Genomic DNA, 15019 nt, shown 5'->3' on the forward strand with positions numbered 1-15019 from the left:
TTATTCTGGAATTATAAACTTAAAACTTTCGGTGTTGGACTGTAGAATGTATATTCCTGGGGGTAATCCGCTTACATCAATAATTGATTCCTCGTGGGCGTTTTCTATATGCTTAACTGAATTTCCGTAGATATTAATTATCTCTAGATCACTACTTGTTTCTTGGAAAACATGCATTTGGGAACCTTCAATAGGGTTTGGCGCAACTTGAAGGGCACCGTTTCCTTCTTGTGGGGAATTTGAACCTAAGGCGTTCTTTTGAGTTAGATTTCCAATAGCCTTATCCACCACATTAAATTGTGTTACATTATTTTCTTTTTGACCATTACTATCTGTAACCTCAACTTTAACAGTATGGGTGCCAAGAGTAACATTGGTAATTAGATGGGGGGTATAAAACGAAAGATCGGTATCCACTAGAATGCCATTTACGAAGACCTGATATTGAACGATATTGCTCTCACTTGGAATGGCAATATCAACTGGGATGGTTTCTCCTGCAATATAATTTGTACCATCAACTGGTGATATTATTTTTAAGATGGATTTATCTTCATTGGGAATATTCTCTTTTCCCCCCTCATCCCCTATTCTAGTGTTAATAGTTTTAATAGTTTTTAAACCCTTGCTATCCGTTGCTTCGGCCCTAATAGTATATACACCTTCATTTGTATTCGTAATTTTATGAGGGGTAAAATTACTTCCATCGGTATCTACCAGCTCATCATTTACAAAAATCTGATATTGAACAATCTTACTATTATTGGCAGTTGTTAGGTCGACCGTAATAGTTTCCCCAACACCATAATGTGTACCCTCTATAGGGGATACAAAGTTAATCGAAGGAGTTTCGTTGTAATTTGGATTATCGTTTTCATTTTCTTCATCCTCCCTATCTTCTTCATCTTCCTTATTCTTATCTTCTATAACCACTATTTTGGTGGTATATTTGGTTTTTTGACCCTTATTGGTAGTCACTTCTGCTCGTATTTCGTAGTCTCCTTTTTTAATGTTCGTAATGATATGTGGCGTATAATTTACTCCGTCCGAATCAACTAAGTTGTTATTTACAAAAATTTGATGACTAATTATATTTAGTTGATTTTTTACTTTGAGATCAATAGTGACATCCTCCCCTACATTAAAAGTTTGTCCATTTTGGGGTGAGGTAATTAATAGCTCCATTGGCTCATTATTCTCGGGAAGCAGGGTCTTTTCACAAGGGTTTTCCATCAACTTCCTTGCATCATTATGATCAGGATTCTTTTTGCCTCCATTAAACGGTCCTCCACTAATTAGAAAGTACGACATACCCGCATCGGAAGGATCAAAATAACCGCTAAAAGGATTTCGACTATAAATCCAACGATTGTATGTTTTATTACTATCTCGCATCCAAGTCCAATTGCTTTTTGCAGAATTAAACCCACCATTCTGATCATTCAGTTTATTTGGGCTATTACATCCCCCCTTATTACAATTTTCAACAAAGTTCACACCTTTTCTCTTAAATTCGGACTTTAGATCATCCCAATTATGAGCACCACTACAATGGGTATGATCTTCATTCCATTTAGAGTGAGAGATTATGGTAACATTATCAAAACCTTTGGACGCATTTTTGAGCCCACGCCATACTGTTTCCATTGGTCCTCCTGCTAAGATCCACAATGGATTAGATTTAGTTGATTTCTCTATTTCGATGGTCATTTTATTAGTTGAAGCATTTCCCTGCCTTTCGTAATCATAAAAAATATTTGATCCGTATCCGAAGTTTTCTATGATGCCAGCAGCGGTTATGCGCATGTTTTGACTATCATCACCAGCACCAGGGCCCATTCCATCCGATTCTGTTACGTTGGTTTCGCATATATGGTTGTTATATTCTATTTGTACTACCTTGTCCTTAAGTCCAGCTGCCCACCACAAACCTGCAGATAGGGCCATTGCCACAATATCATCATCATCATGTACGTTTCCATCAAAGCTCATTACAACCCTACCACCAGGGAATTTCACTTCTGGTATAGGAGTACAGGCAGATTGACCGATAGTGTAATAGGAGGTTAATAGGGACAGGGCAAATAAAATTAGTTTCGTCTTCATAACGGGGAGTTAAATTTCACTATAAAATAATGAGCTAAACCATAAACTAGGTTCGGTATATTTTTCAATCTATAATTTAGATTTTCTTATATCCCCTATTTCAAAATTTTATGCCCAAACTTACCCGAAAATTTATAGATCATCTATTTCAATCAATTAAAATTTTGACTCAAATAGAGGATTAACGAACTGAAATATAGAGAGATAGTTGTTTAATAAGTTTTTACTTATAGTAACAATAGTAATAACCTACTTACCATCGTATTGTTAACGATATTAATAGATAGACATTTAAAGTGTAGAGCAAAAAACCGATAACCAGCAAGAAAAGGGCTTGCTCAGCTTACTACTATTCTTTTTTGAGTTTATTTAAAATACTTCGAGGCACTGAAATAATTGTTCCATGCCTAGCACCATCTGGGAATTTTACCCGATCAGAAACCTCTATCCAGTTTTCTAAATTTTCTGAAGAAACTGCTCCGTATTGGTGATGTATATATTTATCAAAATAAACAATAAACTTTCCATTTACATAGGTTGTAGTAGGACCTTCCGCCCAATAGTCCCCTGTGATAGGTTTCCCTGGTGCACTATAGGGACCTTCCACAGAACTACTAAAGGCTATCTTAATATTTTTTTGGGCGGGCTCAATAGTTTCATCCTTTAAAAACATTACATACTGGTCTTTAACTTTTATGATATGTGAATCTATTACATTAAAACCGGGTTCATACAGTAGTTGCGTTTTGGTGTAGTTTTTAAAATCTTTTGTTGTGGTGTAATATATGCGATGGTTATATCCATTTTCTTTTTCAGACTTTGTTTCTTGAAATTGCCCTTCCACTGTACTGGCCCAATAGATTATATATCTCTCAGTATCAAGGTCGAATGTTATTTCGGGTGCCCAGGTATTTCGACTATCTTTTTCATGGGCCATAACGGGAATAAACTGTTGTTCGGACCAATTTATAAGATCTTTAGAGTAGGCATACCCTATCCCATTATCCGTCCAACTTACCGTCCATACCATGTGATAGTTGCCGTCTCCCCCTATAATTATGCATGGGTCGCGCATAAGTTTATCTTTTCCTACGGTTGGACTCAAAAATGATGTGTCGTTCTTTAAAGCCTTCCATACAAATCCGTCCTCGCTAAACGCCAAATGGAGTCCGTCCTCACCATTGCCTTTAAAGTAGGAGAATAACAGCACATCATCCTGGGGATTTCCGACTTCTAGATAAATAGGAGGCCATTGTTCTACATCTAGGTTTGTAGCAGATACTACCTTTGCCTCCGTAGAATCCTCAACAGATGGGCTGCTCATTCCATATTGCTCTTTAAAAGATAATGAAAGGTCATTTTTCCAAACATTATCATTTGAGTATTGACCCCTTATTTCAAAATTCTTATCGTGATTTACCACCGTATTAATTCTATAAAGGTCTGGTGACATCCTGGAATGGGATAATAATGTCCCGTATGTGATATAAAATAAGAGGGTGATAAATTGGTATTTAAAATTTTTCCTGGCCATTTGGTAATATAGTTTTTTAAAGCTTCTCTTTTCAGCGGGAGTCTGATTTTGTATACAACGTTGGCCGGATTGTGTTGATAAAGCAAATTTCTACTGAAATCGATTACTCAAAATAGTCTTCTGGCAGGTACACATAATAAGAATTAGAAGAAATATGTTTAAAACGATAATTTACCTTCATATTATAATATGCAAAGTCTGTCTCTTCACTTAAAACCATAGTGTTCTTAGGTATTCCGATAGGAAAAGAAATAGGGAGTTCTATATCACCCTCCAAATTATTAAAGTGATGCAAAGGCCGCATATCTATATCACTAGTACCCACATAAAATACCGAAGGATCTGGTTGACCTTTAAAAAACACCTCATATTTTTCACCTTTAAAAACTTCCCAACCATGAACCGAATCTCCAAAATTTTTAATTTCTCCTCTTGGCTTCCAAAAATAGGAGAATTCCTTTTCATCAACAAAATCAATTACCTGTCTATCTATTGTATTCGGCGTATTCATCTCAGGTTCTTGATAATTAAAAATATATTCTCCATTTGGCTTAGCAAGTACCCATTCGCACATTTCACTACTCACTCCAAAAGAGCTTAATCTTTCAAACAACCAATAGTTTAAATTTGGTTCCCTAAATACCCACATTTCCTTCCATTCTCTATCTTCACTGAGATATTCCCAGATCCATAATTCGGTGAAATGAATTTCTTTTATACCTTCCGTATTATTAGGCTCCGCATACTGATCCTCATACTGCTGAAAGTCTACTTCTGCTTCTTCACTTTCCAACTCTGGATCACCTATGATTATAGTGCTATTTTCAAAATGATCCAATGCATCAACTTCTATTAGGGAATCTGTTGTTCCTTTAAATTTTTCTGATATAAATGCGCAGCTTGTAAAAAGAAAGAGTAAGCTAAAGTAAGTCAAACACTTTGTCATTATTATAACTTCTTAAGTTGTTCAATAGAAATTTGATACTTATATCCGAATTTTAAATATATGCAAAAATTTTCCTTTTGATCGCCTAATTAAAGTAAACCCAGAGGTTTAAAGATGAATATTCGTTTAAAATCAGTAAAGCTTATAATTAACCTGATATTGAAGATTTAGAATCTAAAATCACTACATAACGGATAGCACTATAATCACCTAAGAATACAATCTATTTTTTCACTAATATCTATTTGCGTATGCAAGAAGCTTGCTCAATTTTTTTTTAGTTGAGTTTAATAAAATAGAAACCTTATTTTTAACTGTCTAAGGACAATAAAAGCTTCGGTTAAGTTCAATTAAAAACATCAAGAAACCTTCCAATAATGAAAAAATCCATATCACCATACTTAGTCGCATTTTATTTATTGGTAGGTCAAAACTTAATGAGCCAGAACTATAGTTCTTTTCAAATAGATTCCATAGTCAAAAAATCTATGTCTATAAGGCCTAATGCTGGGATAGCCGTTGCGGTGGTTAAAGACAATGAGGTGGTTCATTTAAAAGGCTATGGGGTAACATCTATCCTTACCAAGGAAGCAGTAGATGAGAATACACTGTTTGCAATAGCCTCTAACTCCAAAGCGTTTACTACCACGGCACTAGCCATATTGGTGGATGAAGGCAAACTTAGTTGGGATGATAAGGTTGTGGATCATATCCCTGAATTTAAAATGTACTCCCCTTATGTTACGGAAAACTTTAATATACAAGATTTACTAACACACCGGAGCGGTTTAGGTTTAGGCGCTGGAGATTTAATGTTCTTCCCTGATGGGTCTGATTTTACTATTGGGGATGTATTACAAAGTTTTCAGTATCAAAAGCCCGTATCCGCATTCAGGACGAAATACGATTATGATAATTTACTTTACGTAGTGGCCGGGGAAGTAGTAGCACGAGTAAGTGGAATGGGCTGGGCCAACTTTGTAGAAACCAAAATAATGGATCCTTTGGGGATGAATAGGTCTGTTGGCGTATATCAGCGATTACAAGATAAAAACAATGTCGCATTTCCACACTCAAGCGAAAATGGTGAACTAAGGCAATTGGAACATTATACAAAAAGTGACGCATCACTTGGTGCTGCAGGGGGAATATATGCCAGTGTAAACGATCTAAGCAAGTGGCTATTGTTAAATTTAAATAACGGGAAATATGGTGCGAATTTTAACAAACAACTTATTTCTGAAAACAATCATAAGGAATTGTGGAAACCCCACACCAATATAGGTTTTAATGTGGCGCCATCACCACCGTATAAAACTCACTTTAGCGCTTATGGTCTAGGTTGGCTTCTGAGTGATAAAAACGGATTTATTGTTGTAGAACATACCGGAGGGCTGCCTGGGATGCTATCTAGAACCATGCTTATTCCCGAACTAAATGTTGGGATTGTTGTACTAACCAATACTGATCCAGGTGCGTATAGTTTTTCTACTATAGCCAGTACCATAGCGGACGCTTATCTCGGTGTAGATAAAACCGACTGGATAGCCAATGCAGATAAGAGGTTACAGGAAAGTGAAGCGGAATCCGATTCGATTACCACAGCGGTGTGGCAAACGGTAGCCAAACCGAAATCAACCAAAATTGACTACTCCAATTTTGTTGGCACCTACCAAGATAATTGGTTTGGGAAGGTAGAAGTCTTTTTAAAAAATGGCAAGCCATGGTTTACATCCTATAGATCCCCAAAGTTAAATGGAGAGATGTTTTTTTATAAAGCGAATACGTTTGCAGTAAAATGGGAATATAGGGATATGCCGTGTGACGCTTTTGCTATGTTCACTTTAGATGAGAATGGTAAGGCAATAGGAATAAAAATGAAAGGCATATCACCGTATATAGATTTCAGCTTCGATTTCCAAGATTTAGATCTAAAACGAATTGACAAATAAGCATAGAGGGATAACCGTCATAAATTCAGGGAGTTTTCCCTTAACATTTCTGCGCTTCAGTTTTAATTGTTTTATTGTATAATTACTACATCTGTCCTATTCTAGCGCATCTTACTAAATTGGCTTGTAAAAAATGTAGTTCAATAGTATAAAATCTGCCCAAAGAAAGGCAGATTTCATACTATTTTACATTACCCATTTGATCATTCCATATTAAAAAAAATGTATTGATTTTGGATAGCCAGAAAACAAATTATAACACTAGTTAGTATGTGGAACTACAAAAAATGGAATGTCGGAATGATATCCTAATCGCTTTATAACGGGCTCTTTAATAAAATCCTCAATTATACCATGCTCATAATTAATCATAGTAAGGATATTGATATTATTTTCCTCAATAAAGCTTTCTATTGCATGTTCCTTCTTCCCTTTGTCAGGCACCCAATTAAAACTATGCTGATAGTCCTTTAAATTAGTTTTTAGGAAATCCATATTCGCATTCTGTGTTTCAGTAAGGTGCTCCTTGCTATTAATATGCAGCACTTTAATTCTTGAGTTATGGATATCTGCTAAATTTTTTATGGGCTGTAATTCATCTCCATACCCTCTATTAAAATCGGTAGGAAAGCCAATCTGATTTGGTGTTACATATGCAAAATTACTTGGCACCAACAATAAAGGACAAAGTCTCACCTTGTCTATTACAGATACGGTATTGCTTCCTAAAAGAAACTCTTTGGCACCCGTAGCACCTTTTGTTCCCATTATTATTTGGTCTATATGATGCTCTTCAATTACATTTTTTATAGCATCCAATAACGGATCTAGACGAAAAAGGATTTCAAACTTATGCTCGCTGTTTGTGCTTTCACTTATAGCGAGTTCTTTCACCTCTGCCAAATGCGCTTTTGATTTGTCTTGAAGAATGTCTATATAACTAGGAGAAACATAGGTCCTAGAGCCGGAACTGAATGTCCAAGCGTGTAAAAAATAAAAGGTACACGGCTTTTCAGCATATAGTTTTAAAGCATATAGTGCAGCACTCCAGGCATTTTCTGAAAAATCTGTTGGTATTAAAATATGATGTCTCATGCTCATATTACTTCTTATCATTTTTAAAAAATTAAATCTTCATTCTAAAAAGTAAAACTAAGAAATAACGACTAGGAGTAAAATGACATCTGTCAGGTTTTAATCGAATTTAATAAACAAGCGTTGGCTGTCAATTACCGGGTTATTACTTCCGGTCGTCTAACCTCACTACGGTCATTGATTACGCTACTTAAATAGAACTTGTTCTCTCAAGGTTTAATATTTATCTTCCCCCCCTATTTAACATCCTGCTTTTATAGCTACATAAGAAGTAGAAATTGAGGTAAATGATCCCTATTGGGAATGGATAAATGGAAGTAGCAAATGTTTAATTGATAGTAACTACAAAAGAGAAAGAATGAAAAATCCCGTTGATAAAGGGCTTCTAAGGTCTTTAACCTTAATGGATGCGATTGGCATTGGTTTAGGTGCGATTATAGGAGCCGGTATATTTGTAGTAACCGGAATTGCAGCTGGTGTTTCGGGTCCGGCTTTTATCATTGGACTTTTGGCAGCAGGAATTATCGCTGCTTTTAATGCATTGAGTTCAGCACAATTAGCAGCTGTATATCCGCATTCCGGAGGCACCTACGAATATGGGTATATTTTAATAAATCCCGCTTTTGGTTTTTCCGCTGGTTGGATGTTTCTAATTAGCAAACTTTCGGCAGCAGGTGTTGTAGCTATAGGATTTGGTAGCTATTTTCATCAATTAGTTCCAATAGTATCTCCTATTACCCTTTCTATTATGGCCGTTATTCTGCTCACAGCTGCCAATTATTTTGGTATTAAAAAAGTTGGTATTTTGAATTTTGCTATTATCACCGTCACCCTGATTTCCCTTTTATATTTAACGTTTAGTGGAATATCCGAAATTAAAGAGGAGAACTTTAAACCCTTTGCGCCATTTGGAATTTCAGGAATAGCAGAAGCTGCGGCAATCCTATTTTTTGCATTTACGGGATACGCGAGAATCGCGACGCTTGCAGAAGAAGTAGCGGAGCCCAAGAAAACTATACCTAAAGCAATTATTATTACCATTGTAACTGCTATAGTATTATATGTTGCCATTTCTATAGTAGCTATTGGGGTTATAGGTTCGGAAAAGATGGCAAATAGCACTTCTCCTTTACAAGTGGTTGCCAACGCACTTTCTACTCCTGCAATTAGCACTATAATAACTATAGGCGCTTCTACGGCCATGTTAGGGGTACTACTAAGTCAGGTTTTAGGAATAAGTAGAATGATGCTGGCCATGGGTAGGCGGCGCGATTTGCCACCTATATTTCAAAACATACACAGTCAATATCAGGTACCCCATATAGGGATAGTGGTTACAGGTGCAATCATTTTACTGTTTACCATCCTCGGATCATTCGAGTTTATTGTAAGAGCGGCCACGTTTACTATTCTGTTGTATTACAGCATAACTAATATTGCAGCCATAAGACAACCTTTAAAGGAACGGTTATATGGCAAATTCATCCCTATTTGTGGTCTTTTAGGATGCTTAATTATGTCGGTATCCTTACCCATAAACGTGATAATTTCTGGTGTTGGATTACTCATTATTGGTTTTGTGATCCGGTTCTTAGTTCATAAAGTATATCGGTAGGCCCTATACTAACCTTCTTCTATACCTAGAATTTGGATTTAGGAGTCAACAAAAATAGGTATGGTATATCAATTTGATTACTATGAGATGTGGGTCGATTATTTTTTTGTATCAAATTTTAGCAAGCAGCTCTCTAACTAGGAGTTTCCATTTCATATTCAATCCATTCCCTAAAAACCACTAAACCACTCATTTTTAGTCGTTTTACACTACTATCATTTGCCATCTGCGGAAAATAGGCTATGTTGCTCAATTTGGTAAGAAAAAGAAAAACAGAAATGCCTTTCTTCTATTTTCTTCATAATGTCTATTATCATTTAATACATGAAAGTACCTGCAACTATTGCCATTAAACTAACTAAAGCAGCCGAAAAAGCTGTTAAACAAGGACATCCTTGGGTATTTGAACAAAGTATTGAGAAGGGTCCGGCCGGAAATGCAATTCCGGGAAGTGTATGTGTGATTTTTGATCAAAGAACGAATAAACCCTTTGCATTTGGATTATGGGATCCAAGAGAAATCATCCGAATAAAGATTATTTATAGGGGTGCGCGCCTACAACTATCACCCAATTTTTGGAAAGTGCAACTTAAAGAAGCGTATTCCAAAAGAAAGCACCTAATTACTAGCGGAGTTAGCGGGTATCGAGGTATTCATGGAGAAAACGATGGCTTTCCCGGCTTAGTATTAGATATTTATGCAGAAGTAGGGGTGCTAAAAATATACTCCGAAATTTGGAAACCTTATAAACAGCTACTGATACAAGAAATAAAAAAGCAGTTTAATATTGAGGCCATTGTGATCCGCTTTAGCCGTAAAATTTTAAAGAACAATCCCTTTTCTTATCAGGAAGGAGATGTCATAGGCAAAGTCCTGCACGATGAAAAGGTAGCTTTTAATGAGTATGGAGTACAATTCTTAGCCTATACCCGATCGGGGCATAAGACTGGATTCTTCTTAGACCAAAGACCTAACAGATTTTGGGTACAACAAAATGCAAGGGGAAAAAAGGTTTTGGATGTCTTTAGCTATGCTGGTAGTTTTGGTATTCACGCATTAAAAGGTGAGGCTCAATCCTTAACCTCTATCGATATTAGCGCGCCCGCAATGGACGTGGCTTTCGAAAATTTGGAACTTAATGGATTAGATCCTACAAAATGGACTCCGGTGGTTGCGGATGCTTTTACGGCTTTAGAGGAATTAATTGATAATAAAAAACAATTTGATATTGTTATCATAGATCCCCCTTCCTTTGCCAAACAAGCAACTGAAGTCCCCATTGCCCTTAAGCAATATGAACGATTGGCGCAGTTAGGAAAAGAATTGGTAGCTGTTAACGGCACTTTAATTTTAGGCTCCTGTTCTAGTCGAATCAACTTAGAAGACTTTCAGATGGTTCATCAAAATGGAGGAATTACAAAATCTAATGGATGGAAGTATTTACAAACGACTTTACACGATGATGACCATCCAATTTCATTTCCAGAGAGCAACTATTTAAAAACAATTTTCTATAAAAAAATAAAGGAATCCCAAGCACATGCTATATTGGGCTAGACCTATTAGTGAACAGGTGACTTACGGAAATAGTTTATAAAATTAAATTGTTTTCCTTTATAAAAGGTCCTAATTCATTTTTTTTCTAAATAGTACATCCGGTTCAAAACTAAATGAGATATCGTTTTGTTTACTAATGTTCCGATCAACCATATCCGATTTTAATGAGCTTAGAGTGTGCCTAATGGAGAGGTGAAAAATGGACAAGTCTGTATTCAGGGGAAATTTGGTGGATTTATGTTATTTTGGACTATCCCATCAAAACTTGTATTTTAAATCCGATTCCGGAAAGGAAATTAAAATCTTACTTAGCACAGTAAGCGTTCCTGCCCTGAGGTGTGAAAATTGTGGAGTAGTTATCCTTAATAAAGCAATAGTTTCACAGAGTCCGCAGGAAATACTCAATGAAATTCTTACTGTATCCGCTTCAAAAGAATTATAGGAAAGTAGTATGAGGGCTTATCCAGAGACCAATAGTCATGAAGAAATAGAGAAATTGTGGGACGATTTCTATTCCCCACAATCAACTAGTTTTAAAGAATCGTTCAACCAAGAAGAGCTATCATTCTTATCGCAATTTAATGACGTAATAGCGACTAAAAATTGGAAAATAATTCAGGCCTTTGCGGATTAAAAATTAGATTTGATAGTGGTAAAATAAAGAAACTAGTTAAAGGAAATTCTACAGTTTTACATTACTCTAGGATGCAACTTATTTACTAGATCCAATCAATCCATATTTGTTATTGCTTCATTTCTAATCGTACAGCCTTTAACCAAGAATTATGCAACTGTAAAAGTTCCTTTAAAATTTTAGGATTGGATTCCGCCAAATTATATTGTTCAGCGATATCCTTCTCTAAATTCACCAAAAACAACTTCTCCAAGTCCTTACTCTTTTCTTTACCAAGTGGCTCATTTACATTCCCTATAAGTTTCCATGGCCCTTTACGTACTGCCCATTGCGCAGTGCTATCATCATAACTGCCAAATTGCCAGTGCACTACATCGTGTAAAGATTCCTTTTTAGCATCTAAAATAATAGGCATTAAACTTTTACCGTCAATTTTCTCTGATACTTTAGAACTCGTCAGTTCAGCTATTGTGCTAAACCAATCCATTTGCATAGTAAGCTGGTCTCTCACTTCATTGGATGGAATTACTCCAGGATAGCGAATAATGGCTGGTACACGGATACCTCCTTCAAATAAACTAAATTTACTACCCCGATAGGGCCCTGCATTTCCTCCACCCCAAAATGCCCGTTCCTCCAAGGAATGTCCGTGATCTGACTGAAAGACTACAATAGTATTATCCGCAAGGCCTTGCCGATCTAGATAGTCCAGCACCTCTCCTATTGCCTCATCAGTTTTTGAAATAAATGCAGCATATTCCTTTCTGGGAGTAGGGAATTCACGGTAATAGTCCAGCCATTTTTTTGTCCCCTGATACGGATAATGGGGTGCATTAAAGGCCCAGTAAATAAAAAAAGGTTCGTTTTGTTTGTGATTGATCACTTGCTTGACTTCCTCGGTCATTAAATCCGAAAAGTGAGATCCATCATAATACACTTCCTCCGCGTTTCTAAATAAGTCGTGCTTATTGGGACCATCCCAATAGAATGTGTGGGAATAGTTATCGATACAGCCTCGTTGATGGCCAAAAAAATAATCAAACCCTTGTCCATTCGGCAAATTTTGCTCTCTGTGTCCCAAGTGCCATTTTCCGATCAAGGCGGTATAGTACCCATTTTCCTTTAACATTTCCGCCATAGTAACCTGTTCTGTTGGTAGCCCATAGCTACCCGTTTTTTCGGCCCCTTCAGGGGTAGGTACATTGTTGGGAAGACCTGCCCGTAGGTTAGTCTTTCCGGTCAATAGGGCTGCGCGTGATGGAGAACACACGGGTGCTCCAGCATAAAACTGGGTAAATCTAACACCTTCCTTAGCAAGCCTATCCATATTAGGAGTATACAGATCCTTAGCTCCATAACTATTAAGATCTATTGCACCTTGATCATCCGTCATAATAACAATGACATTAGGTTTGCTCTTATCTGATGCTTGGGAATAAACCCCTTGGCATAAGAAAACGAAGAGAAGCGTTAAGCAAATAGGACTGATAGATTTAATTGTGGTCATTTGATTCCGTTAATTTTTAATTTTAAAGATAGTAAACTAGATTAAGATTGGTGAAATAGATCCTAACCATCCTGTATTTAAATAAACTAATTGATCCATTGAAAATGGATAACATTAATCTACATTTCAAATTTTCAAATTGACTCGTGTCCAGTAGCGGGAACAAATTGGAAGTAATCTTCTTTTGCTGTAAACAATCCAACCTATCAATACTTTGCAGCGCTTAGTCAATTTATAATCAACGGCAGGGAAGAAAAACTCATACAGAAAGTTATCTACCCCTACTCCTGCGAGTGTGATTTCTCTCCCGATGGCTCGGAACGTTGTAATAGGCAACTCAAAAGGAAATGACAGGGTGCTGATTTTCAAATTATTACATTGCTTAATTTTTACATTAATCAATTGTTACATAAAATCAAATTTTCAAATTAACAAATCAACTCATCTCCAAATTAACTCGTTATTTATTGATTTTCGCTAAATATTCCTTTAAAAAGCGTTGGTCATTCTCATCTGAATCTCCATACTTTTTTCGCATTTCTTTTAACCTTTTATGCATCATAGTTTTTACTTCGGCATAGGTAGCATCATTATAAACGTTTTTCATTTCGTTGGGGTCACTTTCCAAATCATATAGTTCCCATTCATCAATATCATAATAAAAATGTATCAGCTTATAGCGATGCGTACGCACCCCATAATGCCGCTTTACCATGTGTATAGAAGGATATTCGTAATAGGTATAATATATGGCGTCTCGCCACTCTGTATTTTCATTTTTTACTAATTTCCTAAACGATTCCCCCTGCATCTTTTTGGGAATTTTAACGCCGGCATAATCCAAAAGTGTGGGAGCATAGTCAATATTTTGAACCATTTCGTTAACCTCTGTTCCTGGTTTTATTTCTTTGGGATACGATATCACAAAAGGAGTCCTTAGGGATTCTTCGTACATAAAACGTTTGTCGAACCAACCGTGCTCTCCTAAATAAAAACCTTGATCGGAAGTATAGACTACAATCGTATTTTCGTCCAACCCATTCTCTTTTAGGAAGTCTAACACCTGCCCTACTCCCTCATCTACCGAGGCTATACTGCCTAAATAATCCTGCATATACCTTTGATACCTCCATTGCATTAATTCTTTTTGGGACATACTAGGATAAATCTCTTTAAATTCTTCATTGATAGGACCATATATAGAATCCCAGGAGGCTCTTTGCTCCGCATCCATTCGTCCTAAATTATGTTTTAAGGCCCCAATTCCCCAATTGGAAGTTTCTTTTATACCCAATTCTTCCATAACCTCAGGATTTATTTTAGAATCTCCGGCCCAGTTCATATGTTGAAGAATATTCATTTCGGAACTCTTTGCGGCAGAACCCCGGTTGCTATAATCATCAAATAGGGTTTTTGGTTCCTTGAATTCCATTTTGGTGTATTCCGAATAATACTTTTTTGCTGGTAGCCATTCCCTATGGGGTGCTTTTTGGTGATAAAGAACACAGAATGGTTTATCCTGATCTCTATTTGCCAACCATTCCAAAGTAAGATCGGTAGTTATTTCCGTAACATATCCCGATAATTGTTGCTTATCCCCATTGATGATAAAATCGGGATTATAATAATGCCCCTGTCCAGGAAGAACAGCGGAATAGTCAAATCCCTGAGGTAGACCATCTAGATGTATTTTTCCGATCAAGGCCGTTTGATATCCGTTCTGCTGTAACAATTTAGGGAAGCTTTCTTGATCCCAATTAAACTCCTGCACATTGTCTACCTTACCATTTATAAAACTATGTTTTCCTGTTAACATCACTGCCCTACTGGGAGCACAAATAGAATTGGTGACAAAGGAGTTGTTGAAAATAGCACCGTTTTTAGCTATTCTATCGATGTTTGGTGTATTGTTTAATTTATGACCATAGGCGCTTATCGCCTGATAGGCATGATCATCGCTCATAATAAATACGATGTTGGGTCTTTTTTGGTCCTTTTCTTTCTTTTGTGCGAAAGATGAGGCTACTACAGCCAACATCACTAGGCAGCTAATTGATTTTCTCATTTCTATTG

10 protein-coding genes are annotated in these 15019 nt (G+C 36.5%); 4 read left to right on the top strand and 6 right to left on the bottom strand.

What is annotated here, in order from left to right:
* From G466_RS0119370 to G466_RS0119380, 3 genes are all read right to left on the bottom strand, one after another.
* Window positions 1-2106: an Ig-like domain-containing protein gene (locus tag G466_RS0119370; protein ID WP_026815099.1), complete on the bottom strand. Its 2106-nt coding sequence runs from the start codon at window positions 2104-2106 to the stop codon at window positions 1-3.
* Window positions 2107-2455: 349 nt separating this feature from the next.
* Complete coding sequence (locus G466_RS22795) at window positions 2456-3640, bottom strand: glycoside hydrolase family 43 protein (RefSeq protein WP_051315787.1); 1185 nt, start codon at window positions 3638-3640, stop codon at window positions 2456-2458.
* A gap of 103 nt (window positions 3641-3743) precedes the next feature.
* Entirely contained in the window at window positions 3744-4586 is an 843-nt protein-coding gene (locus G466_RS0119380) for a hypothetical protein (RefSeq protein ID WP_026815100.1), read from the bottom strand.
* Between the two features lie 377 nt (window positions 4587-4963).
* On the opposite strand from G466_RS0119380, the gene G466_RS0119385 reads away from it, so the two are divergent.
* Window positions 4964-6538, top strand: a complete 1575-nt coding sequence (locus G466_RS0119385; RefSeq protein WP_026815101.1) for a serine hydrolase — start codon at window positions 4964-4966, stop codon at window positions 6536-6538.
* Window positions 6539-6799: 261 nt separating this feature from the next.
* Here G466_RS0119385 and G466_RS0119390 read toward each other — a convergent pair whose 3' ends face one another.
* The gene (locus G466_RS0119390; RefSeq protein WP_229797123.1) at window positions 6800-7654 is read right to left on the bottom strand and encodes a universal stress protein; all 855 of its coding nucleotides are present in this window, start codon (window positions 7652-7654) and stop codon (window positions 6800-6802) included.
* A gap of 337 nt (window positions 7655-7991) precedes the next feature.
* Between G466_RS0119390 and G466_RS0119395 the strand changes: the two genes are divergently transcribed.
* The 3 genes from G466_RS0119395 (at window position 7992) to G466_RS0119415 (ending at window position 11439) form a co-directional block, all read left to right on the top strand.
* Window positions 7992-9248, top strand: a complete 1257-nt coding sequence (locus tag G466_RS0119395; RefSeq protein ID WP_026815103.1) for an APC family permease — start codon at window positions 7992-7994, stop codon at window positions 9246-9248.
* Between the two features lie 324 nt (window positions 9249-9572).
* Window positions 9573-10805 carry a class I SAM-dependent rRNA methyltransferase gene (locus tag G466_RS22800; RefSeq protein ID WP_034236243.1) on the top strand — a complete coding sequence of 411 codons (1233 nt, stop codon included), beginning with the start codon at window positions 9573-9575 and terminating at the stop codon, window positions 10803-10805.
* 451 nt (window positions 10806-11256) lie between these two features.
* A complete protein-coding gene (locus G466_RS0119415; protein WP_026815105.1) occupies window positions 11257-11439 on the top strand; it encodes a hypothetical protein in 183 nt (60 codons plus the stop codon).
* Window positions 11440-11548: 109 nt separating this feature from the next.
* Here the strand turns inward: G466_RS0119415 and G466_RS0119420 are convergent, their stop codons facing one another.
* The gene (locus G466_RS0119420) at window positions 11549-12946 is read right to left on the bottom strand and encodes a sulfatase family protein (RefSeq protein WP_026815106.1); all 1398 of its coding nucleotides are present in this window, start codon (window positions 12944-12946) and stop codon (window positions 11549-11551) included.
* A gap of 460 nt (window positions 12947-13406) precedes the next feature.
* A complete protein-coding gene (locus tag G466_RS0119425) occupies window positions 13407-15011 on the bottom strand; it encodes a sulfatase family protein (protein WP_026815107.1) in 1605 nt (534 codons plus the stop codon).
* Window positions 15012-15019 lie beyond the last annotated feature (8 nt).

Source organism: Arenibacter certesii DSM 19833, from assembly GCF_000429545.1.
GTDB lineage: Bacteria > Bacteroidota > Bacteroidia > Flavobacteriales > Flavobacteriaceae > Arenibacter > Arenibacter certesii.